This is a genomic window from Bradyrhizobium sp. NBAIM14 (assembly GCF_020193895.1).
GTDB lineage: Bacteria > Pseudomonadota > Alphaproteobacteria > Rhizobiales > Xanthobacteraceae > Bradyrhizobium > Bradyrhizobium yuanmingense.
Window position 1 is genome coordinate 614,365 of sequence record NZ_JADYVQ010000002.1, and the last position, 23,124, is coordinate 637,488.

Below are 23,124 nucleotides of genomic sequence, written 5' to 3' on the forward strand. Positions count from 1 at the left end.
CGAACGCGTCTTGCCTCAGATTCGGCCGACGCCTGCGGGGGAAACAGTATGAGCGACCTCGATTCCGGAACTGCATCACGCTCCGGTCGTCGCGTCCCAAAGCCAAAAATCAACGGTACGTCCGAGTCAGATTCCCGAGCGGAACTGCTGCTCGCCCTCCAAGCGATGCGCAGCGGTGACTTTTCGGTGCGCATGAGCGGCGACTATCTCGGTATCGACGGCAAGATCGCCGACACTTTTAACGAAATTATCGCCGCGAACCAGCGCATGGCACAGCAGCTCGAGCTGGTGGGCCAGGTGGTGGGACGCGAAGGCAAGACCCGCCAGCGCGTGAAATTCGGCCTCGCCTCCGGCTCCTGGGCCGACATGGAAGGCTCCGTCAACACGCTGATCGACGACCTGTTGTGGCCGACCCGCGAGGTGACGCGTGCGGTCGCCGCTGTGGCGCAAGGCGACCTGCTTCAGACCGTCAAGCTCGACGTCGATGGCCGTCCGCTCCGCGGCGAGTTCTTGCAGTCGGCGACGATCGTCAACACCATGATCAAGCAGCTCGGCGTGTTCACCTCGGAGGTGACGCGCGTGGCGCGCGAGGTCGGCACCGAAGGCAAGCTCGGCGGCCAGGCCCAGGTGCCGGAGGTGACCGGCGTCTGGAAGGACCTCACCGAGAGCGTCAACTCGATGGCGAACAACCTGACCAACCAGGTTCGCAACATCGCCGAGGTGACGATCGCGGTCGCCAACGGCGACCTCTCCAAGAAGATCACGGTCGACGTCCGCGGCGAGATCCTCCAGCTCAAGGAAGCCATCAATACGATGGTGGACCAGCTGCGCTCCTTCGCCTCCGAAGTGACGCGCGTGGCGCGCGAGGTCGGCACCGACGGCAAGCTCGGCGGCCAGGCCATCGTGCCCGGCGTCGCCGGCACCTGGAAGGACCTGACCGACTCCGTCAACGCGATGTGCGGCAACCTGACCGCACAGGTCCGCAACATCGCCAACGTCACCACCGCCGTGGCGCGCGGCGACCTCTCGCGCAAGATCACCGTGGACGTGCGCGGCGAGATCCTGGAGCTGAAGGACACCATCAACACCATGGTGGACCAGCTCAACTCGTTCGCCTCGGAAGTCACGCGCGTCGCGCGCGAGGTGGGCACCGAGGGCAAGCTCGGCGGCCAGGCCCAGGTGCCGGGCGTCGCCGGCACCTGGAAGGACCTCACCGACAACGTCAACTTCATGGCCTCCAACCTGACCGCGCAGGTCCGCAACATCGCCGACGTCGCGACCGCCATCGCGAGCGGTGACTTGTCGAAGAAGATCACGGTGAACGTCTCGGGCGAGATCCTTCAGCTGAAGGAAACGCTCAACACCATGGTCGACCAGCTCAACGCCTTCGCCGGCGAAGTGACGCGCGTCGCCCGCGAGGTCGGCACCGAGGGCCGGCTCGGCGGCCAGGCCAACGTGCTCGGCGTCGCCGGCACCTGGAAGGACCTCACCGAGAGCGTCAACTCGATGGCCTCGAACCTGACCGCGCAGGTCCGCAACATCGCCGAGGTGACCACCGCGGTCGCCGGCGGCGACCTCTCGAAGAAGATCACCGTGGACGTGCGCGGCGAGATCCTCGAGTTGAAGGACACCATCAACACGATGGTGGACCAGCTCAACGCCTTCGCCGGCGAAGTCACGCGCGTGGCGCGCGAGGTCGGCACCGAAGGCAAGCTCGGCGGTCAGGCGGTGGTGCGCGGCGTCGGCGGCACGTGGAAGGACCTCACCGACAGCGTCAACTCGATGGCCTCGAACCTCACCGGCCAGGTCCGCAACATCGCCGAGGTCGCAACCGCGGTGGCGAAGGGCGACTTGTCCAAGAAGATCACGGTGAACGTCTCGGGCGAAATCCTTCAGCTGAAGGAAACGCTCAACACCATGGTCGACCAGCTCAACGCCTTCGCCGGCGAAGTCACGCGCGTGGCGCGCGAGGTCGGCACCGACGGCAAGCTCGGCGGCCAGGCCGACGTGCCCGGCGTCGCCGGCACGTGGAAGGACCTGACCGACTCCGTGAACTCGATGGCGGGCAACCTCACCGCGCAGGTCCGCAACATCGCGGAAGTTGCCACCGCCATCGCCGGCGGCGACCTGTCGCGCAAGATCACCGTGGACGTGCGCGGCGAGATCCTTCAGCTCAAGGACACGCTGAACACCATGGTCGACCAGCTCAACCGCTTCGCGGGCGAGGTGACGCGCGTGGCGCGCGAGGTCGGCACCGAAGGCCGCCTCGGCGGTCAGGCCAACGTGCCCGGCGTCGCCGGCACCTGGAAGGATCTCACCGACAGCGTCAACTCGATGGCGGGTAACCTCACCGCCCAGGTCCGCAACATCGCCGAGGTGACGACCGCGGTGGCGCGCGGCGACCTCTCGCGCAAGATCACCGTCGACGTGAAGGGCGAAATCCTCGAGCTGAAGAACACCATCAACACCATGGTGGACCAGCTCAACGGCTTTGCCGGCGAAGTCACGCGCGTGGCGCGAGAGGTCGGCACCGAAGGCAAGCTCGGCGGCCAGGCCGAGGTGCCCGGCGTCGCCGGCACCTGGAAGGACCTCACCGACAACGTCAACTTCATGGCCTCCAACCTGACGGCGCAGGTCCGCAACATCGCCGAGGTCGCAACCGCGATCGCCGGCGGCGACCTGTCGAAGAAGATCACGGTGGACGTACGCGGCGAGATCCTTCTCCTGAAGGACACGCTGAACACCATGGTCGAGCAGCTCCGCTCCTTCGCCGCCGAAGTCACGCGCGTGGCGCGCGAGGTCGGCACCGAGGGCCGGCTCGGCGGTCAGGCCGTGGTGCCCGGCGTCGGCGGCACCTGGAAGGATCTCACGGACAACGTCAACCTGTTGGCTGCGAACCTCACCACCCAGGTCCGCAACATCGCCGAAGTCACCACGGCGGTCGCGCGCGGCGACCTCTCGCGCAAGATCACCGTGGATGTGAAGGGCGAAATCCTGGAGCTGAAGAACACCATCAACACCATGGTGGACCAGCTCAACGCCTTCGCCGGCGAAGTGACGCGCGTCGCACGCGAGGTGGGCACGGAAGGAAAGCTGGGCGGCCAGGCCCAGGTGCCCGGCGTCGCCGGCACCTGGAAGGATCTCACCGACACCGTCAACTTCATGGCGGCGAACCTGACCGAGCAGGTGCGCGGCATCGTCAAGGTGGTGACCGCGGTCGCCAACGGCGATCTGAAGCAGAACCTCACGGTGAAGTCGAAGGGCGAGGTCGCGGCGCTCGCCGACACCATCAACAACATGACCGAGACGCTCGCGACCTTCGCCGATCAGGTGACGTCGGTGGCGCGCGAGGTCGGCGTCGAAGGCCGGCTCGGCGGCCAGGCCAACGTGCCCGGCGCTGCCGGCACCTGGAAGGATCTCACCGGCAACGTCAACCTGCTCGCGGCCAACCTGACCTCGCAGGTGCGCGCGATCGCGGAAGTCGCAACTGCGGTGACCAAGGGCGACCTGACGCGGTCGATCCAGGTCGACGCCCGCGGCGAAGTGGCGGAGCTGAAGGACAACATCAACACGATGATCACCAACCTCCGTCTCACGACGGACGTGAATACCGAGCAGGACTGGCTCAAGACCAACCTCGCCAAGTTCACCAACATGCTCCAGGGACAGCGCGATCTCACCACGGTCGGCCGATTGCTGCTCACCGAATTGTCGCCGCTGGTGAACGCCCATACGGGCGTGATCTACCAGGTCGAGAACGAGAACGATCCCCAGCTCCTGCTGCTCGCCTCCTACGCCAGCGACGGCGTCTACCCCTATCAGCCGGTGCTGCAGTTCGGCGAAGGCCTGATCGGCCAATGCGCCTTCGACAAGCGGCCGCGCGTCGTCTCCGACATTCCCTCGGACGTGGTGCCGATCAACTCGGCGCTGTTCCGCGTCGCCCCGAAGAACCTCGTCGTGCTCCCGGTCCTGTTCGAAGGCCAGGTCAAGGCCGTGATCGAGCTCGCCTCGCTGGTCTCCTTCACGACCTCGCAGATGACGTTCCTGGAGCAGCTCACCGACTCCATCGGCATCGTGCTCAATTCGATCGAAGCCACGATGCAGACCGAAGGCCTGCTCAAGCAGTCGCAGCAGCTCGCCGGCGAGCTGCAGACCCAGCAGCGCGAATTGCAGCAGACCAACGACCAGCTCGAGCAGAAGGCGCAGCAGCTCGCCGAGCGCAACGTCGAGGTCGAACGCAAGAACCAGGAAATCGAGCAGGCCCGCCGCGCGCTCGAGGAGAAGGCGACCGAGCTCGCGCTGACGTCGAAGTACAAGTCCGAATTCCTCGCCAATATGAGCCACGAGCTGCGTACGCCGCTGAACTCGATCCTGATCCTCGGACAGCAGCTCAGCGACAATCCCGATGGCAACCTCTCGGCCAAGCAGGTCGAGTTCGCCCGCACCATCCATGGTGCCGGCACCGACCTGCTCAACCTCATCAGCGACATTCTCGATCTCTCCAAGATCGAGTCCGGCACCGTGACGGTCGACGCCGAGGAAATCCTGACCGCGAACCTGCTCGAGACCGTCGGCCGGCCGTTCCGGCACGAGGCGGACAACCGCAACCTGTCGTTCAAGATCGACGTCGATCCGAACCTGCCGCGCAGCATCGTGACCGACTCCAAGCGGCTGCAACAGGTTCTGAAGAATCTGCTCTCCAACGCCTTCAAGTTCACCGCCGACGGCGAAGTGCGCCTGAAAGTCGCCGGCGCAATCGGCGGCTGGGGGTCGGATCATCCGGTGCTGAACTCGGCGCCGGCCGTGATCGCCTTCGAAGTGTCCGACACCGGCATCGGCATTCCCCTGGAGAAGCAGAAGCTGATCTTCGAGGCGTTCCAGCAGGCCGATGCCGGCACCAGCCGCAAATATGGCGGCACCGGTCTCGGCCTTGCGATCAGCCGCGAGCTTGCCAGCCTGCTCGGCGGCGAGATCCACCTGCGCAGCGCGCCGGGCAAGGGCTCGACCTTCACGCTTTATCTGCCCTTGAAATATTCCGGCCCGACCCTCGCGCCGCGGGCGCCGGCGTCACAGCAATACGGCCAGCCGCCGGCGCTGCAGCCTGCCGCGCCTGACCAGCAGCGCGTTATCGAGCAGCTGCCCGACGACCGCCTCAACCTCGAGCCCGGCGACACCATTCTCCTGATCGTCGAGGACGACCCGCATTATGCCCGCGTGCTGGTCGATCTGGCCCGCGACAAGGGCTTCAAGGTCCTGGTCGCCGCGCGCGGCGCCGAGGCCCTCGAGCTCGCCAAGCAATACCAGCCGACGGCCGTCTCCCTCGACGTGTTCCTGCCCGACATGCTGGGCTGGACCGTGTTGAGCCAGCTCAAGCACAATCCGCTCACCCGCCACATCCCGGTTCAGATCATCACGCTCGACGAGGACCGCCAGCATGCGCTGGCGCGCGGCGCCTTCTCCTTCGTCAACAAGCCGACGACGACCGAGGGCGTCTCGGCCGCGCTGACGCAGATCAAGGAATATGCGCGGCCGCGGCGCAAGCGACTCTTGATCGTCGAGGACAACGAGGCCGAGCGGCTCTCGATCCGCGAGCTGCTGCACCACGACGACATCGAGATCCTGGCCACGGATACCGGGGCCGGTGCGCTCACGACGTTGCGCGAGCAACCCTGCGATTGCGTGGTGCTCGACCTCAGGCTGCCCGACATGAGCGGCTTCGAGGTGCTCGATCAGATCCGCAACGACGAGGCGTTGTCGAACATCCCCGTCGTGGTGTTCACCGGCCGCGAGCTTTCCGCCGAGGAGGATGCCGAGCTTCACACCATGGCACGCAGCATCGTGGTCAAGGGCGTGGAATCGCCCGAGCGCCTGCTCGACGAGACCGCGTTGTTCCTGCACCGCGTGATCACGGAGCTGCCGATCGAGAAGCAGCGCATGCTGGAGAAGCTGAACAGTTCCGACGAGGACCTGATCGGCAAGACCGCCCTGCTCGTCGACGACGATGCCCGCAATATCTTCGCGCTCTCGAGCGTGCTGGAACGACGCGGCATGAAGGTGCTGACGGCCACGACCGGCAGCGAGGCGGTGACACTGGTCGAATCCAATCCGGAGATCGCGATCGTGCTGATGGACATCATGATGCCGCAGATGGATGGCTATCAGACCATCGGCGTGATCCGCGAGAACCCGGCCTTCGCCCGTCTGCCGATCATCGCGTTGACCGCGAAGGCGATGAAGGGCGACCGGGAGAAATGCCTCGAAGCCGGCGCGTCCGACTACCTCGCCAAACCGGTCAACACCGACCAATTGCTGCTTGCGATCCGCATGTGGCTGCATCGCTGAGTTGGACCCGCGTATGGATCAGGAAAAGGTCAACATCCTGCTCGTCGACGATCAGCCGGCCAAGCTGCTCGCCTACGAGGTGATCCTGAAGGATCTCGGCGAGAACCTCGTGATCGCCTCCTCGGGCCGCGAGGCGCTGGAGGTGCTGCTCAAGACCGAGATCGCGGTGATCCTGGTCGACGTCTGCATGCCCGAGCTCGACGGCTTCGAGCTCGCCGCGATGATCCGCGAGCATCCGCGTTTCCAGAAGACCGCCATGATCTTCATCTCGGCGATCCAGGTCAGCGACATCGACCGGCTGCGCGGCTACGAGATGGGCGCGGTCGATTACGTGCCGGTTCCGGTCGTGCCGGAGGTACTGCGCGCCAAGATCAAGGTGTTTGCCGAGCTCTACCGCAAGACGCGCGAGCTCGAACGGCTGAACCACGAGCTCGAGGATCGCGTCCGCGCCCGCACCGCGGAACTGGAGGCTTCCACCGCGAAGCTGCGCGAGAGCGAGCAGCGGCGCAGCATGGCGATCGCGGCTGGCAAGATGGGGTCCTGGGACTGGGACTGGATCAGCGGCGATTGGATGTGGGACGAGGGGCAATACAATATCTTCGGCGTCAACCCCGACAATTTCGAGATCAATCCGGCCAACGTTCAGGCCCTGCTGCACCCCGACGACGTCGACCAGTTGCGCAAGGCGATCGCCGAGTTCAACAAGGGCACACGCGCCTATGAGACGGAGTTCCGCATCATCCGGCCCGACGGCGAGGTGCGCTGGTGCGTCGGCACGGCGGCCGCAACCACGGACGAGAGCGGGCGCGTGGTGCGCGTCAGCGGCGTGACCGTCGACATCACCGAGCGCAAGCGCGCCGAGGAGCGGCAGAACCTGCTGGCGCGGGAAGTCGATCATCGCGCGAAGAACGCGCTGGCGCTGGCGCAGTCGATCGTGCGCCTCACCCGGGCCGACGAGGTCAAGGCCTATGTCAACGCCGTCGAGGGGCGCATCAATGCGCTGGCGCGCGTGCACACCATCCTGTCGCTGTCGAGCTGGCAAGGCGCCGAGCTCTCCAGGCTGATCGACGAGGAGCTTGCGCCCTACTCGCTGGGCGACCAGATCAAATTGGCAGGGCCCGAAGTTCAGTTGCTGCCGGCGACGGCCCAGACGCTGGCGCTCGCACTGCACGAGCTCTTCACCAACTCGGCAAAGTACGGCGCGCTATCCACGCGAGCGGGGCGGCTCGCGATCGATTGGCAGGTCGACGAGGAGCTGCTCACGCTGAGCTGGGAGGAATCCGGCGGTCCCCTGGTCAAGACCCCGAAATCGCGCGGCTTCGGCACGCGAAGCCTGCTTGCGAGCATCGAGTCCCAGCTTGGCGGACAGGCGCAGTTCGATTGGCGCGCCGAGGGCCTGCTGTGCCGTCTTGAGGTGCCGTTGACACGCAAGACCGCGGCGGCTGCACCAAGCAAGTTCGACACCGCCGGCGCTGCCGAATTGCAACGCGCATCCGGTTAACCTGACGCTGCGCTGCTCATGCGCTGCGCCGTGCGTGGTTCGCGCGCGACCCGCCCTTCGAGCCAAGCTTCCGTTCGGGCGAGATCGCGCAGCGCCCTCGCGTAGCGGCGGGCCGCGCTTCGCTCCGCGCCAAGCGGAAGCTTGCGCGCCTTGCGCAGGATGTCCGCGGCCGCGTTGCGATAGGCCAGCGAGCGGTAAAGAAAGACGACCTTACCCATATCGATGTTCCCGTTTTGCTGGCGCCCATCTTGGCAAGCCCGGCATGAACGCCGGATGAAACGGGCGGTAACAATTCCTTCAGCGGAACGGAACCCGGCGATAACATGCGCGTTGGCGTGGCAAGTTCGGGATGCCGTCCCATGCGCACCAAGAAGTCGTCTGAGCTGATCTCTGCCAGCGGCCTTATCAAGCTGATGACGCATGCAATGATGGGCGCAGCGCTAGGCCTCATTTTCAGCCTCACGCTCGTCCTGTCCAATCCAGCCGTCGCCAACCTGCTGAACAATGGCGGAAGCCAGGCCGCGATGGTCTTCGCCCTCACCTTGGTGACGACCTTTGCGATCGGCGCGACGCTCACCGGCGCCGTGTTCATCCTGGCCGAGGACAAGCAAACTTGAAGCGTGCGTGACGTACGGAAAGATACTTCGCCGGGAACTCCTGCCGCGACGCGCGGTTTGCTGCCTGCGTCAATTTAACTCAGGGGGTTTCCCCGCATGAGACGACCAAGCTCGCTCTCGCCGTAATATTGGCAACCGGCCTTGCCGCCGCGGCCGTTTGCCGCCCAAGCCAAATCGCACAAGGCTAAGCATGGATCCTCGATGTCGTCGGCACAGACCACCGGCGCCAACACCAAGTCCTCCACGGGCGCTGATCCGTCCGGCCAAGGCGGCGCCGGTCCCGGCTCTGATCAGGGCGGCACCATGACCAACAAGGGCGGCATGACCGACACCAAATAGGCGCTCCCTGGAATCATGAAGGGCTCCGCATTGCGGAGCCCTTTGTCTTCTATCTTTGGTTCGGCACTCGGCCTTCAGTATCCGGCGCCAAGGATCTCAGCGGCGCTCGGCTGCGCGCGCGGAATTGCCGCCTGTCTTCACGGCACGAAGCCGCACCCGATCGCGAACGTTCGGCAGTACGTCGCTGCCGCCGGCCGCCTTCCATTCGGCAATCAAGAGAGTGATTTTCCGGCGCAGGTCCATCTGCGCCAGGGCCCTTTCCGTGCAGTCGTGATCGCGCTCGACGAGGTCGCGCACCGACGCCTCGACGTCGGCCATCTCGAGCCTCAAGGCTCTGATTTTACGTCGAATTTCATTAATTCTGTTGTCCATGCCTTGTTAGAACAAAATAAGAACATATAGTCAAGTCACGATTTCAGGACGGAGACGCCAGATGCAGGTTCAAGGTAAATACGACGCCAGATTTTTCCTGGGCGAGCAGATGACGCGGGCGCAGGGTCTCAAGCTGAAGCGGCTCAGCGAAGAGGCCTACCAGCCCGGCCAATATGCGCGGGATCTGTCCTTCAGCGAGGCCGCCCGGCGCATCCAGGTGCTGGAAGCGGAGATCGAGCTGGCAAACTCCTTCTAGAGCATCGCATCGCGCTTTAGGCCTGCGCCGTTCCACGCTCCCGGAACCATGGCTGTGCAGAATGGTTCTCCCCGCCGAGGGAGAATATGCATGGCACGCAAGGCAAAAAAGCGCCGCTACTCACGCAGCTCGGGAAGCGATGTCGCCACCGAGATGCGGCGTTACAAGAAGGGCACCGCGAAGAGCGGCCGTGGCGGGCGCGGCGGCCGCGTCAAGAACCGCAAGCAGGCCATCGCGATCGGACTGTCGAAGGCACGCAAGAAGGGCAAGAAGGTCCCGAAGAAGGCTTCGAAGCGCAAGAGCGCCAAGAAGACGTCCAAGAAAGCATCCAAGAAAACGTCCGGGACGTCGTCCAAGAAATCGTCGAACAAGAAATCATCGAAGCGCAAATCCAAGCGGTCGCGCTGACCCGCCTCAGATCATGCTCCCCGGCATGAAGCAGCGGATCGAAATCCCGAACGCAGTCTTGACCGGCCACACCATCGTGCGGCCGGCCCGGTTGGGCTCGGTGATGACGGCCTCATCCGGCACATCGATCCACTGTCCGTCGATGCGGACACGGTAGCGCCCGTTGTGCGACTCCCAGTCGAGATCGGCAAGGGCGAAACCGTCCGCGTCCGAGCAGCACGGACCGAGATGGCTGCGCAAACTGTCGAACCATGGCTTCAGAGGAGAATTCGCGTAGCGGCCGTCGTCGCGCCCGAGCGCGTTTCCCCCCGAGAGCACCAATGGCGCCACGAGCAGCGCACTCCTGAGCGAGAGCTTCAATCGATCCATGTCGGCACCGATCACTTGCGAACCACCGGCGAGTTCCACAAAGCGCCGGGAGGCTCGAAGTTCCACGCTTGCAACCCCTCTCAGCGGCGACATTGGCGCAGAGCACCGAGGCGCCCTGCGAGTGTGATCAGCGAACACGGCTTTTTCGGACGCACCAGGTCATCATCCCTGCCGTTAACGAGAATGTGACCGGCCTGGTGCGGACGTGACGTGTGTGCAAAAGGCGGCCCGAAGGCCGCCTTCCTGGATTGGTAAGGGTCGAGTTGACGTTATGCGAGTGGCACCGCAACGAAGCGGGTGGCCTCCGCGCTTCTGACCTGAAGCAGCACGCTGCGCTTGCCCGACGATTTGGCCTGCGCCAGCTCGGAGCGCACCTCGCCGACATTGCTGACAGCCTTGCCGCCGACATTGAGGATGACGTCGCCGGTCCGGATGCCGCGTTGCGCGGCCGGGCCTTGCGGATCAACCTCGGTGACGACGACGCCGTTCTGGCCTGCGCCCTGAACGTCACCGGCGGGCGCCAGGCTGAGGCCGAGGCGCGGCGTGCCGGCACCCGGCTGTCCGCTGCCCTCGTCGGCATTGCCACTGCCATTGCCCTTGGCCTGCCGCTCGTTCGGCAACTCGCCGAGCGCCAGCGTCACCGTCTTGCTGTCGCCCTTGCGGAAGACATCGAGCTTCACGGACGTGCCCGGCGTCAAGCCGGCGATGGTGCGGGCGAGGTCGCGGGAGTCCTTGATCGTGGTGCCGTTGACGGCGGTGATGACATCGCCCGCCTGGATGCCGGCCTTCGCCGCCGGGCTGCCATCCTGCGGATTGTCGACGATCGCGCCGCGCGCCTCCTTGAGCCCGAGGCTGTCGGCGATATCCGATGTCACCGGCTGCACCTGCACGCCGAGCCAGCCCCGGGTGACCGCGCCCTTGTCCTTCAATTGCGCGACGACGAGCTTGGCGGTCGAGGCCGGGATATCGAAGCCGATTCCGACCGAGCCGCCCGAGGGCGAGAAGATCGCAGTGTTCACGCCGATCACGTTGCCGTTCATGTCGAAGGCCGGGCCGCCGGAATTACCCTTGTTGATCGGCGCGTCGATCTGGATGAAGTCGTCATAGGGACCGTTGCCGATGTCGCGGCCGCTGGCCGAGACGATGCCGGCGGTCACGGTGCCGCCAAGACCGAAGGGATTGCCGACCGCGACCACCCAGTCGCCAATGCGCGGCTTCTGGTCGGAGAACTTGACGAACGGAAAGTCCTTCTTGCCGTCGACCTTGATCAGCGCGAGATCTGTCTTCGGATCGGTGCCGACCACTTTCGCGGTGTAGGTCGTGCCGTCGTCCATCGTCACCTGCACGGACTCGGCGCGATCGACGACGTGATTGTTGGTCACGGCGTAGCCGTCGGCGGAGATGAAAAAGCCGGAGCCTTCGCCCGTGATCATCTGGTGGCGCTGGCGCGGCATGCCGTTCGCGCCGCCCGGAAAGCGGAAACCGAACTGTCGCGAGAACTGGTCGAACGGCGTGTCCTCGTCCGAATCCATCCGGTTCTGCTGCAGCATCGCGCTCTTGTCGTTGTCCTGATCGATTTTGACCCGCACCGAGATCACAGCGGGTTTGACCCTGCTGACGAGATCGCCGAAGCCGGGCGGCGTCGCGGCGGCTTCGGCCGCCTGAGCCGGCGCAATCAAGGAGTTGATGCCGTACGGCGAGGCGCCTGGCGCAACTGCCAGGGCGGCCACGCCCAGCGCGGCCACGGTGCCGAGCAGCGCGAGCCGCCGCGGCCGCAAGATCTTGCGAGACGTGGTGATGTCGGAATTGACGCGATCGTTCATGTCGAAATGTCCATGTTGAGCAGGTGTCGCCTTGCCCGCAACATGGTCGCTGCCACCTTACGGCGTCCCGTCCGTCCGATTAAATCTCGGCAAAGAATGGATGAGCGGTCGCAGCAGGCAATCCGGACGTTTGATACAGCTCAACGCGCCGCCTTCGCGCAGTGAAAAACTGCGACCATCGGATGATGCTCAGCGGAGGCGCGCCATGTACAAAGACATTCTCGTCCACATCCCCACCGAACGTCCCATGCGTCCCGCGATCGAGGGCTCGGTCTCGCTCGCGGCGAAGCTCAACGCGCATCTCGACGCGGTCGCGGTCGGCTATGTCGCCACCAGTACGGCTTACGTCATGGAAGGCGGCGCGGCGGTGGCGGCCGTGTTCGAGCTGGAGCGCGAGCGCGCCGTGGAGCGGGCCGAGGCGGCGCTCGCGGTATTCAAGAGCGAGGCGGCGAACGCCGGCATCGCCTATACCTGCCACGCACTCGGCGCGATCCCGGCAGATGCCGCCGGCTCGCTCGGCGAGATGGCACGGCTGCACGACCTCAGCGTCGTGCTCCAGCCCGATCCGGCGCAAGGCTCGTTCGACAACGACATGCCGAGCGAGATCCTGTTCCGCGCGGGCGGCCCGGTGCTGTTCCTGCCCTACACTTTCCGCGGAGCCTTCAAGGCGAACCGGATCGGCATCTGCTGGGATGGTAGCCGCCTCGCTGCCCGCGCCGTGCGCGACGCAACGACGTTCCTGGCGCGCGCCGCCGAGATCGTGATCATCACGGTGAACGAGACCGAGGCGGTCTCCGGCGAAGCCTCAGCGAGCGGTCTGGCCAGACATCTGGGCCGGCGCGGATTATCGACCCGCACAGTCAGCCTGACCGCCACGCGCGCCGACATTCAGCCGACGATCCTGTCGCTGGCGGCCGACGAGAGTCTCGATCTCCTGGTGATGGGCGGCTACGGCCATTCGCGGTTGCAGGAACGCTTTCTCGGGGGCGTCACCCGCGCCATGCTGGAAGCCATGACGGTCCCGACGCTGATGTCGCATTGATGAGCCGGCCTGGCGCCGTCACGCCGCGACGGGAGCCTCCCAAGTCGCCGGCGCGGCGGCATCCTTGTCGCGATGCACATTGCACGCGTCGAAATGCGCCTTGAGCTCGATTTCGGCAAGATGTTCGAAATGTTCGGCCTGGCCGAGGAGTTCCCAGTTCTGGAGCGGCCGGTAGGCCGCCTGCTGACGGCAGAGGGACGCCAGCGCCCGGTAGCGACGTACGTTCTCCATGAGACCCTCCCTCGCGTTCACCGGCTTATTGCCCTGATTTGCGTCAGGCCGATGGCGTTTATGCAAAACATTTGCTGCGCGCTCAACGCGCCTGAACCAAGTTAATTTTCGAGAAGTGCCGGTAAGGATTTTAGTTCCAAACGTCCGCTCGGAACTCTGTGCCCAATGCTAGGCGTAGAGGCGGCGCTCCACGGCGAGGCCCACCAGGTCGAGGTAGCGCTCGATCAAGTCGGGACGGCCGACGAGATAGCCTTGCATCTCCTCGCAGGCCTCGCGGGCCAAGAAGGCACGTTGGGCTTCCGTCTCCACCCCCTCGGCAATGACCGGGATCTTCAGCGCGTGCGCCAGGCTCAGGACGGCGCGGACAATCTCGGCCGATTGCGGCGTCGCCTCCAGGTTGGAGATGAAACTGCGATCGATCTTGATCTTGTCGAACGGGAACGACTGCAGATACGACAGCGAGGAATAGCCGGTGCCGAAATCATCCATGGCGATGCGGATGCCGAGCGCCTTCAGCCGCCGCAGCAGGTTGAGCGCGCGGGTGAAATCGCCGATCAGCACGCCCTCGGTGATCTCGACCTCGAGCCGCGTCGGCGTCAGCCCCGTCTCCAACAGGATCTGGTGGATCGAGCGCTCGAGATCGCCCGCCTGAAACTGGACCGGCGACAGATTGACCGCGACCTGCAACGGCCGCGGCCAGGATGCCGCCTCACGGCACGCCTCGCGCAGCACCCATTCACCGATCTCGACGATCAGCCCGTTCTCCTCGGCGAGCGGAATGAACTGGTCCGGCGGCACGAAGCCCCGCGTCGGGTGATTCCATCGCAGCAGCGCCTCGAAGCCGATGACCTCGCCATCCACCCGCGCCTGCGGCTGGAAATAGACGAGGAGCTGGTTGTGCTCCAGCGCCTGCCGCAGGTCGTGCTGCAACAGCCTGCGATCGCGCAGCTCCTGGTCCATCTCGGATTCGAAGCAGCGGACCCGGCTCCTGCCCTCGCGCTTGGCGCGGTAGAGAGCCGAGTCGGCGTTGGCGAGCAGCGTCGCCGCGTTCACGCCATCGTCGGGATAGAACGCGATGCCGACGCTGAGGCCCACGTGGGAGAGATAGTCGTCGACCTCGAGCTCCTTGCCGATCGTCTCGACCAGGCGTTCGGCCAGCGCCAGAACGTCCTCACGGCTGGCGTTGTCGGGCACCAGGATCATGAACTCGTCGCCGCCGATGCGGGCGACGAAGGCGCCTTCGGCTTCCGCGGCAAGCCGGTCGGCGGCCGCCCGCATCAGCATGTCGCCGACGGGGTGACCGAACACGTCGTTGACCTCCTTGAAGCGGTCGAGATCGAGGCTCAGCACAGCGAAACTGGTCGATGCCTCCTGCGCCCGCTCCAGCCGTTCGTCGAGCGCCGCGTTGAAGGCGCTGCGGTTCGGCAGGTCCGTGAGCGCATCATGATGCGCAAGATGGCTGATCCGCTGCCGGGTGGTGACACGCTCCGTGACATCCTCGATCACGCCGACCAGATATTGCGGATCCCCGTTGCCATCCGTGATCAGCATCTTGCGTGAATTGACGACCCGGTCGCGGCCCTTCTCCGGCGCGGTTGAGCAGGATGTAGCGCGAACTCTCCGCACATTTCGCGAAGACGGCGATCGGAATGTTTTCGATGATTGTGTCGAGGAACTCGCGGGTCCGCAGCAGATCCTGCTCGACCTCGTCGCGCGTTTGCGCGCGTACTTCGATCATCCGCTGACGCTCGCGATCACCGGCCTCGTAAGCCGCGTTGACGAACTTGCCCAGCTTGACGAGATCGACCTGTCCGGTGGCATCGGTGGCGCAGCGGAGCTGCTCGGCGAACAGGCGATGCATGCTCATGCCATCACTTTGCGCCGCGTGCGGGCTTCATGCCGCAGTTTCCGTCGTTACGCATCCGCGCTCTCATAGCGTCCCTAAACCACAGATTGAGACGCTTGGCATTGCGCGGTCGTTAATCGATTGTCCTTCTCCGGTGCGTTGGTTACCCCGGCCTGAATGAGCCGATCGATTTGGAAGGCATGCTCCGTAGAGATCCGGAGAAAGTGGCGCGCCTTGACACACCGGAGCCACGGCGGTGGGCTGATCCGTAATCTACCGGATGAGCGCACTTTCTTCGGCCCGCTTCGCGGGCGCGGAACTATCTTGCAGCTTCGGAACCCGGCCGGTCTCCGCGGCGATGCGAATAGCCGCGATATTGGCGGCATATTCGCCAGCGCTCTTGCCGCGAAACACGGCGGAGCCCGCGACCAGCGTGTCGGCACCCACTGCAGCCACGGCCGCGGCATTGTCGCACGTGACACCGCCGTCGACCTCGAGCCGGATCGGCCGCCCGCCGATCATGGTCCTGATCCGCCTGATCTTGTCGATCTGCGATGCGATGAAGGATTGGCCGCCAAAGCCCGGATTGACCGTCATCACCAGCACGAGATCGATACGATCGAGCACATACTCGATCACCGCTTCCGGGGTCGACGGACAAAGGCTGACGCCAGCCTTGCTGCCGAGCGAGCGGATCGCCTGGAGCGAGCGGTCGAGATGCGCCCCCGCTTCGGCGTGCACCGTGATGATGTCCGCTCCGGCCTTTGCGAACGCCTCGAGATAGGGATCTGTCGGCGCGATCATCAAATGCACGTCGAACGGCTTCTTCGAATAGGGACGGACCGCCTTGATGACGTCGGCACCGAAACTGATGTTCGGCACGAAGTGTCCGTCCATGACGTCGCAATGGATCCAGTCGGCCCCAGCGGCGTCGATCGCGGCGACCTCCTCGCCGAGACGCGCGAAATCCGCGGCGAGGATCGAGGGAGCGATCATGATCTCCTTCGTCATGGCACTGCACTCCGCGCATCCGCACCGCCGCTGAAGACTCGGCTCGCCAAGACGTCCATGGCATCGATGGTTTCGAGGTCGGCGACATCGAGCATGCGATCGAGATCGGACACCAGCCGATCGGCCTGCCGCAGGCGGATGCGGTCGACGGCGTTGCGGATCGAGCGCGCATTGGAGAAGAACGGCTGGGTCCGGCGCAGCGCGATGTATTTCTCGAACGCCTCGCGCGCCGCAGCCGAGAAGCGGTAGCCGCACTCCTTCAGCATCAGCTCGGCGATAACGAGCAGCTCGGCCTCTGCATAGTCAGGGAATTCGATGTGGTGGGCGATCCGCGACCGGAAGCCGGGATTGGAGGCGAAGAATTTTGTCATCCGCTCGCCATAGCCGGCGAGGATCACGACGAGGTCCTCGCGCTGGTTCTCCATCACCTGGAGCAGGATCTCGATCGATTCCTGGCCATAGTCGCGCTCGTTGTCGGGACGATGCAGGTAATAGGCCTCGTCGATGAACAGTACGCCGCCCATCGCCTTTTTCAGGATCTCCTTGGTCTTCGGCGCGGTGTGGCCGATATACTGGCCGACGAGATCGTCGCGCGTCACCGAGATCACCTGCCCGCGCCGCACGAAGCCGAGCCCGTGCAGGATCCTGGCCATGCGCAGCGCGACGGTGGTCTTGCCTGTTCCAGGATTGCCGGTGAACGACATGTGCAGCGTCGGCGGCGCGGAAGCGAGGCCGGCACGCTGCCGGATGCGCTCGATCAGCAGCAGCGAGGCGATCTGGCGCACGCGGTTCTTGACCGGCTTGAGTCCGATCAGCTCCTGATCGAGCTGTTGAAGCGTCTCGGTGATTCCGGCGGCTTCAGCCTCCTTGCGGAGATCGAAATGGGTCTCGCTGTGTTCGGTCGTGGTTGCGTGGGGGACATCGAGCATGGCTACCCTCGAAGAAAAGAGCTTCGCCGCGAGCGAGGCGGCGAAGCAGTGGTCCGCCAGGATGCGGAGCAGGGAGAGCTCCGCGCGGAAGCGGATGACTCAAGCTGGCGCGTGCGCAACCGGCTTGCGCACGGTGGTGTAGCGGACCGCACGGCCGCCGACCTCCTGCCGCACCAGCTCGAACTCCGTCTCTTGCTTCGGCCGGTTGACGAAGAAGGAGATCCGCACCGACTCCCAGCCGTGGCTGGCATCGAAGCCGCTGATGCGGATATAGCGGTCGCCGTAGACCCTGCGGCACTCGGCCAGCTCCATCATCACGCCGGCGGCGTCCTGGAGATCGAACATCGGCAGGCCCCACATCTCCCAATAGGTGTTTCGGGGATGCGGATCGTCGGTGAACTCGATGTTCACCGCCCAGCCATTGGCGAGGCAATACTGCACCTGGCTGGTGATCTGCTCGTCGGTCAGATCCGGCAGGTACGAGAAGCAGCCCTGGGTGATCTTCATCTCAAATCTCCTCAGACGGTTTCCAGCGCGGTCGGCACGAAGTCCGGCGTGTCGGTGGATTGATAGTTGAAAGTGACATCCTTCCAGACCTCGAGCGCGGCCTTCAGCGGCGTGCAGGTCTGGGCCGCCTTGGCCAAGATTTCCGGGCCCTCGTGGACATAGTCGCGGCCCTCGTTGCGGGCGAGGATCATCGCTTCCAGCGCCACGCGGTTGGCGGTCGCGCCGGCCGCAATGCCCATGGGATGGCCGATGGTGCCGCCGCCGAACTGCAGCACGACGTCCTCGCCTAACAGGTCGAGCAGCTGGTGCATCTGCCCGGCATGGATGCCGCCGGAGGCCACCGGCATCATCTTGTTGAGGCTCGCCCAGGACTGGTCGAAGAACAGGCCATGCTCGAGCTTGGTCGGGTTGAAGTCTTCGCGGCAGACATCGTAGTAGCCGCGTGTGGTGTTGGGATCGCCTTCGAGCTTGCCCACCACCGTGCCGGCGTGGATGTGGTCGACACCGGCGAGGCGCATCCATTTCGCGATGACGCGGAATGACACGCCATGGCTCTTCTGCCGCGTATAGGTGGAGTGGCCGGCGCGATGCAGATGCAGGATCATGTCGTTGCGCCGCGCCCACTTGGCCATGGACTGGATCGCAGTGTAGCCGATCACGAGGTCGATCATCACGATCACCGAGCCGAGCTCCTTGGCGAACTCCGCACGCTCGTACATGTCCTCCATGGTGGCCGCGGTGACGTTCAGGTAGGTCCCTTTCACCTCGCCGGAGGCGGCCTGCGCGCGGTTCACCGCCTCCATGCAATAGAGGAAGCGATCACGCCAATGCATGAAGGGCTGCGAGTTGATGTTCTCGTCGTCCTTGGTGAAGTCGAGCCCGCCCTTCAGCGCCTCATAGACCACACGGCCGTAATTGCGGCCGGACAGACCGAGCTTCGGCTTCACCGTCGCGCCGAGCAGCGGCCGGCCGAACTTGTCGAGCCGCTCGCGCTCCACCACGATGCCGGTCGCCGGTCCCTGGAACGTCTTCACATAGGCGACGGGAAAGCGCATGTCCTCGAGGCGCAGCGCCTTCAGCGGCTTGAAGCCGAACACGTTGCCGATGATCGAGGCCGAGAGGTTGGCGATCGAGCCCGGCTCGAACAGGTCGAGATCATAGGCGATGTAGGCGAAATACGAGCCAGGTGAGCCCGGAACGGGATCGACGCGATAGCACTTGGCACGATACTTCTCGGCCGCCGTCAGGCGATCGGTCCACACCACCGTCCAGGTCGCGGTCGAGGATTCGCCGGCAACCGCAGCAGAGGCCTCGATCGGGTCGACGCCCTCCTGCGGCGTCACGCGGAACAGCGCGATGACGTCGGTGTCCTTCGGCGTGTAATCGGGCTCCCAATAGCCCATGCGCTTGTACTCCATCACGCCGGAGCGATAGCGCTCTTTGCCGCGGACCGTGCCTGCATGTGCGTTCATGTCTCTCTCCTGCTCTTTTCTCTGCTCTTTCTGATTGGCTAGGCCGCAACCGGCTCGCGGGCGTCGATGCGCGGATCGAGCTCGCCGGCGCGATAGCGCCGCGCCATCTCGCTCATTGGAATGACCTTGATCTTGCTGGCGTGGCCTGCGGTACCGAACTGCTCGAACCGCTCGCGGCACAATTCGCGCATTGCGTCCATCGCCGGCTTCAGGAACTTGCGCGGATCGAATTCGGAGCGCGCTTCCGCCGCCACCTTCCGGAACACCGCGGTCATCGCCAGCCGGCAATCGGTGTCGATATTGACCTTGCGCACGCCGCTTCGGATGCCGCGAACGATCTCCTCGACCGGCACGCCCCAGGTCTGCGGCATCTCGCCGCCGAACTGGTTGAACATGTCCTGCAGCGGCTGCGGCACCGAGGACGAGCCGTGCATGACCAGATGCGTGTTCGGCAGCCGGCAGTGGATCTCCTCCACCACCCGCATCGCCAGGATATCGCCATCCGGCTTGCGGCTGAACTTGTAGGCGCCGTGCGAGGTGCCCATCGCGATCGCGAGCGCATCGACCTTGGTTGCACGGACGAAGTCGACGGCCTGGTCCGGATCGGTCAAGAGCTGGTCGTGGCCGACCTTGCCCTCGACGCCGTGACCATCCTCCTGCTCGCCGCCACCGTGCTCGAGCGAACCGAGCACGCCGAGCTCGCCTTCGACGGACGCGCCGACCCAATGAGCGAGATCGACGACGCGGCGCGTGATCGCGACGTTATAGTCATAGTCGGCCGCCGTCTTGGCGTCGGCTTTGAGCGAGCCATCCATCATGACGGAGGTGAAGCCATGGGCGATGGCCGAGGCGCAGGTCGCTTCGTCATTGCCGTGGTCCTGGTGCATGCAGAGCGGAATGTCGGGATAGGTCCGCTCCAGCGCGTCGATCATGTGCGAAAGCATGAGATCGCCGGCATAGCTGCGCGCGCCGCGCGAGGCCTGGATGATGACCGGCGCATCGACCGCGGCCGCCGCCTGCATGATCGCGATGCCCTGCTCCATGTTGTTGATGTTGAACGCCGGCACGGCGTAGCCGTGGCTGGCAGCGTGATCGAGCAATTGGCGAAGGGTGATACGGGCCAAGATTCGTCCTCCTTATTGGCTCTTGCGGGCCATCGCCCGGCGAGCCGCTTCCGCAATGCTTTGCGGTGTGATGCCGAATTCACGGTACAGCACCGGCGCTGGCGCCGAGGCGCCGAAACCGCGCATGCCGACGAATTCACCGTCGGCGCCGATCCAGCGATGCCAGTCGCCGGCGACAGCGGCCTCGACACCGACACGCGGCGCGGTGCCGAGCACCGAGGCGCGGTAATCCTCCGGCTGCTCCTCGAACAGTGCGAAACACGGAGCCGAGACCACGGCGGCGCGAACGTGCTCGGTCGCGAGCAGGCGGGCCGCTTCCAGCGCGATCGAGACTTCCGAGCCGGTTGCGATGAGCGTCACGTCACGGCGGCCGTCCGGCGAGACGACGAGATAGGCACCGTTCGCGACGCGGTTTCTGCCGCGCCCATCGCTGCGGAATGTCGGCAAGGCCTGCCGCGACAGGCATAGCACTGAGGGGCGATGCTCCGCCGCGAGCGCGCAATCCCAGGCCTCCAGCGTCTCCACGGCATCGGCGGGGCGGAACACCAGTAGATTGGGGATCACGCGCAGTGCCGCGAGATGCTCGACCGGCTGGTGCGTCGGTCCGTCCTCACCAAGGCCGATGGAATCGTGCGTCATCACGTGGATGACGCGCAGCCGCATCAAGGCTGCAAGTCGGATCGCCGGCCGGCTGTAGTCGGAGAACGCCAGGAACGTGCCGCCATAGGGGATGAAGCCGCCATGCAGCGCCAGGCCGTTCATCGCTGCGGCCATGCCGTGCTCGCGGATGCCATAGTGGATGTAGTCGCCGGCGAACGCACCGCTCTTGACCGGCGCCTGCGCCTTGGCATGCGTCAGGTTCGAATGGGTGAGGTCCGCGGAGCCGCCGACCAGGCCGGGAATTGTTCCTGCGATTCCCTCGAGCACCTGTTGCGAGGCCTGCCGCGTCGCCAGCTTCGGCCGCTCGGATGCAAAGTGCTCACGCAATTTCGCCGCGGCCAGCGCATAGGAGGCGGGCAGAGCCGCGGCTTTGCCCTCGACGAACAGGTCGCGCTGCTCCGGCGTCGCACCTTCGTAACGATCGAGCCAAGCGAGGCGATCGACCTGCCCGCGCTGCCCGATCATCCGCCAAGCCTTGAGCACCGGGATCGGCACCACGAAAGGCTGATAGTCCCAACCCAGCGTCCGCCGCGCCGCTGCCGTCTGCTCGGTGCCGAGCGGCGCGCCATGCACTTTCTCGGTGCCCTGTCTATCAGGCGCGCCATAGCCGATGATTGTGCGACAGGCGATCAGCGACGGCTTCGCGGTCTCCCGCTCCTCCGCTATCGCCTGCGCCACCGCTTCGGGATCATGTCCGTCGACGCGGCGCACCGACCAGCCGCAGGCAGCGAAGCGCGCGAGCTGGTCGTCCGATGTCGCCAGCGAGGTCGGACCGTCGATGGAGATGCCGTTGTCGTCGAACAGCACGATCAGCCGGCCGAGCCCGAGATGACCGGCCAGCGAGATCGCCTCATGGCTGAGGCCTTCCATCAGGCAGCCATCGCCTGCGATAACATAGGTGAAGTGATCGACGAGCCCATCGCCATGCCGCGCATTCGCCATCCGCTCGGCGAGCGCCATGCCGACCGCGGTCGCAATGCCCTGGCCCAGCGGTCCCGTCGTGGTCTCGACACCAGCCGTGTGGCCATATTCGGGGTGGCCCGGCGTCTTCGAGCCCCACTGGCGAAAGGCCTTGATGTCGTCGAGGCTGATATCGCCGCCGGTGAGATGCAGCAGCGCATAGAGCAGCATCGAGCCGTGCCCCGCCGACAGCACGAAGCGGTCGCGGTCCGGCCAGTTCGGATGCGCCGAGTCGAACTTCAGGAAGCGCGAGAACAGCACAGTCGCGACGTCGGCCATGCCCATGGGTAGCCCGGGATGGCCTGACTGCGCTGCCTCGATGGCATCGACCGCGAGGAAGCGGACGGCATTGGCGAGATCGTTATGCGTGACCGCATTGAGGTCAGCTTCGGCATGGACGGAGATGTTCATCGGAGTCTCTCCCTGTTCACTTCAGGCTGCGCTTGCGCTCGATCAGCTGCATGATCAGCGGCGTCAGGATCAGCTGCATGGCCAGGTCCAGCTTCGCGCCGGGGCAGACGATCGAGTTGGCGCGCGACATCCAGCTCTGCGGCAGCATCGAGAGCAGATAGGGGAAGTCGATACCGCGCGGATTCTTGAAGCGGATCACCACCATCGATTCGTCCGGCGTCGGGATCCAGCGCGCGATGAATGGATTGGAGGTGTCCACGGTCGGGACGCGCTGAAAGTTGATGTCGGTCTCGGTGAATTGCGGGCAGATGTAGTGGATGTAGTCGGGCATCCGCCGCAGGATGGTGTCGGTGACCGCCTCGGTCGAATAGCCGCGTGCGCTGCGGTCGCGGTGCAGCTTCTGGATCCATTCGAGGTTGATGACGGGCACGACGCCGATTTTGAGGTCGGCATAGCGCGCGACGTTCACCTTATCGGTGACTACGGCGCCGTGCAGGCCCTCGTAGAACAGCAGGTCCGAATCCTCCGGCAGCTGCTTCCAGTCGGTGAAGGTGCCTGGTGCCGCGCCATGCAGCGCCGATTCCTCGGCGTCGTGGACGTAGTGCCGCGTCACCGCGGTGCCGGTCTCGCCGTAGTCGCGGAAGGCGCGTTCCAGCTCCTCGAACAAATTGGTCTGGGGGCTGAAATGGCTGAAGTGCTTGTTGCCGCGCTCGGCCTCCTTCGCCATCTGCGCACGCATCTCGGCACGGTCGTAGCGGTGGAAGGCGTCGCCCTCGATGTAGACGGCGTTGACCTTCTCGCGGAAAAAGATCTGCTCGAAGGTCTTCTTGACGGAGGTGGTGCCGGCGCCGGAGGAGCCGGTGATGGAGATGATCGGATGCTTCCTGGACATCGGACGCCTCGC

General features: G+C 65.1%; 20 protein-coding genes and 1 pseudogene. 8 read left to right on the top strand and 13 right to left on the bottom strand.

All coding sequences use genetic code 11. The annotated features are described in order from the left end of the window. The first annotated feature begins 48 nt into the window (after positions 1–48). Together I6F28_RS08590 and I6F28_RS08595 are read left to right on the top strand one after the other, a co-directional pair. On the top strand, positions 49–6,342 hold the full coding sequence (locus I6F28_RS08590) for a HAMP domain-containing protein (RefSeq protein ID WP_225139698.1): 6,294 nt from the start codon (positions 49–51) through the stop codon (positions 6,340–6,342). A 13-nt stretch (positions 6,343–6,355) separates the two neighbouring features. Continuing rightward, entirely contained in the window at positions 6,356–7,843 is a 1,488-nt protein-coding gene (locus I6F28_RS08595; RefSeq protein WP_225139699.1) for an HWE histidine kinase domain-containing protein, read from the top strand. On the opposite strand, the gene I6F28_RS08600 is transcribed toward I6F28_RS08595, so the two are convergent. Next, complete coding sequence (locus tag I6F28_RS08600) at positions 7,840–8,061, bottom strand: hypothetical protein (protein WP_036029983.1); 222 nt, start codon at positions 8,059–8,061, stop codon at positions 7,840–7,842. The two genes, I6F28_RS08595 and I6F28_RS08600, sit on opposite strands and share 4 nt — an antisense overlap. Positions 8,062–8,202: 141 nt before the next feature. On the opposite strand from I6F28_RS08600, the gene I6F28_RS08605 reads away from it, so the two are divergent. Then, entirely contained in the window at positions 8,203–8,460 is a 258-nt protein-coding gene (locus I6F28_RS08605; protein WP_036029986.1) for a hypothetical protein, read from the top strand. Positions 8,461–8,585: 125 nt separating this feature from the next. Continuing rightward, a pseudogene (locus tag I6F28_RS08610) lies at positions 8,586–8,799 on the top strand (hypothetical protein). A gap of 96 nt (positions 8,800–8,895) precedes the next feature. Here the strand turns inward: I6F28_RS08610 and I6F28_RS08615 are convergent. Beyond that, entirely contained in the window at positions 8,896–9,117 is a 222-nt protein-coding gene (locus I6F28_RS08615; RefSeq protein WP_128263661.1) for a hypothetical protein, read from the bottom strand. A 115-nt stretch (positions 9,118–9,232) separates the two neighbouring features. Here I6F28_RS08615 and I6F28_RS08620 point away from each other — a divergent pair, with 115 nt between their 5' ends. Together I6F28_RS08620 and I6F28_RS08625 are read left to right on the top strand one after the other, a co-directional pair. Further along, complete coding sequence (locus tag I6F28_RS08620; RefSeq protein ID WP_057026883.1) at positions 9,233–9,427, top strand: DUF3072 domain-containing protein; 195 nt, start codon at positions 9,233–9,235, stop codon at positions 9,425–9,427. A 90-nt stretch (positions 9,428–9,517) separates the two neighbouring features. Further along, positions 9,518–9,835: a DUF6496 domain-containing protein gene (locus I6F28_RS08625; RefSeq protein WP_036003905.1), complete on the top strand. Its 318-nt coding sequence runs from the start codon at positions 9,518–9,520 to the stop codon at positions 9,833–9,835. Between the two features lie 6 nt (positions 9,836–9,841). Here the strand turns inward: I6F28_RS08625 and I6F28_RS08630 are convergent, their stop codons facing one another. Both I6F28_RS08630 and I6F28_RS08635 read right to left on the bottom strand, forming a co-directional pair. Then, the gene (locus tag I6F28_RS08630) at positions 9,842–10,204 is read right to left on the bottom strand and encodes a hypothetical protein (RefSeq protein ID WP_036003965.1); all 363 of its coding nucleotides are present in this window, start codon (positions 10,202–10,204) and stop codon (positions 9,842–9,844) included. A gap of 269 nt (positions 10,205–10,473) precedes the next feature. Continuing rightward, positions 10,474–12,027, bottom strand: a complete 1,554-nt coding sequence (locus I6F28_RS08635; protein ID WP_225112616.1) for a Do family serine endopeptidase — start codon at positions 12,025–12,027, stop codon at positions 10,474–10,476. Positions 12,028–12,232: 205 nt separating this feature from the next. Between I6F28_RS08635 and I6F28_RS08640 the strand changes: the two genes are divergently transcribed. Beyond that, positions 12,233–13,069 (top strand): universal stress protein, encoded by an 837-nt coding sequence (locus tag I6F28_RS08640; protein ID WP_225139700.1) that lies wholly within the window; start codon positions 12,233–12,235, stop codon positions 13,067–13,069. An 18-nt stretch (positions 13,070–13,087) separates the two neighbouring features. Here I6F28_RS08640 and I6F28_RS08645 read toward each other — a convergent pair whose 3' ends face one another. Together I6F28_RS08645 and I6F28_RS08650 are read right to left on the bottom strand one after the other, a co-directional pair. Further along, complete coding sequence (locus I6F28_RS08645) at positions 13,088–13,300, bottom strand: hypothetical protein (protein WP_225139701.1); 213 nt, start codon at positions 13,298–13,300, stop codon at positions 13,088–13,090. A 168-nt stretch (positions 13,301–13,468) separates the two neighbouring features. After that, positions 13,469–14,851 carry a putative bifunctional diguanylate cyclase/phosphodiesterase gene (locus I6F28_RS08650; RefSeq protein WP_225139702.1) on the bottom strand — a complete coding sequence of 461 codons (1,383 nt, stop codon included), beginning with the start codon at positions 14,849–14,851 and terminating at the stop codon, positions 13,469–13,471. A gap of 1 nt (position 14,852) precedes the next feature. On the opposite strand from I6F28_RS08650, the gene I6F28_RS08655 reads away from it, so the two are divergent. After that, positions 14,853–15,236 carry a beta/alpha barrel domain-containing protein gene (locus tag I6F28_RS08655; RefSeq protein WP_225139703.1) on the top strand — a complete coding sequence of 128 codons (384 nt, stop codon included), beginning with the start codon at positions 14,853–14,855 and terminating at the stop codon, positions 15,234–15,236. A 183-nt stretch (positions 15,237–15,419) separates the two neighbouring features. Here the strand turns inward: I6F28_RS08655 and rpe are convergent, their stop codons facing one another. The 7 genes from rpe to I6F28_RS08690 form a co-directional block, all read right to left on the bottom strand. Next, entirely contained in the window at positions 15,420–16,157 is a 738-nt protein-coding gene (gene rpe / locus I6F28_RS08660; RefSeq protein WP_225139704.1) for a ribulose-phosphate 3-epimerase, read from the bottom strand. Further along, on the bottom strand, positions 16,154–17,086 hold the full coding sequence (cbbX, locus tag I6F28_RS08665; RefSeq protein ID WP_225139705.1) for a CbbX protein: 933 nt from the start codon (positions 17,084–17,086) through the stop codon (positions 16,154–16,156). Before cbbX ends, rpe begins: the two co-directional genes overlap by 4 nt. A 99-nt stretch (positions 17,087–17,185) precedes the next feature. After that, complete coding sequence (locus I6F28_RS08670) at positions 17,186–17,593, bottom strand: ribulose bisphosphate carboxylase small subunit (RefSeq protein WP_225139706.1); 408 nt, start codon at positions 17,591–17,593, stop codon at positions 17,186–17,188. An 11-nt stretch (positions 17,594–17,604) separates the two neighbouring features. After that, positions 17,605–19,065, bottom strand: a complete 1,461-nt coding sequence (locus tag I6F28_RS08675) for a form I ribulose bisphosphate carboxylase large subunit (protein ID WP_036003865.1) — start codon at positions 19,063–19,065, stop codon at positions 17,605–17,607. Positions 19,066–19,103: 38 nt separating this feature from the next. Next, entirely contained in the window at positions 19,104–20,189 is a 1,086-nt protein-coding gene (fba, locus tag I6F28_RS08680) for a class II fructose-bisphosphate aldolase (protein WP_225139707.1), read from the bottom strand. 12 nt (positions 20,190–20,201) lie between these two features. Further along, the gene (gene tkt / locus I6F28_RS08685; protein ID WP_225139708.1) at positions 20,202–22,220 is read right to left on the bottom strand and encodes a transketolase; all 2,019 of its coding nucleotides are present in this window, start codon (positions 22,218–22,220) and stop codon (positions 20,202–20,204) included. 16 nt (positions 22,221–22,236) lie between these two features. Beyond that, on the bottom strand, positions 22,237–23,112 hold the full coding sequence (locus I6F28_RS08690) for a phosphoribulokinase (protein ID WP_225139709.1): 876 nt from the start codon (positions 23,110–23,112) through the stop codon (positions 22,237–22,239). Positions 23,113–23,124 lie beyond the last annotated feature (12 nt).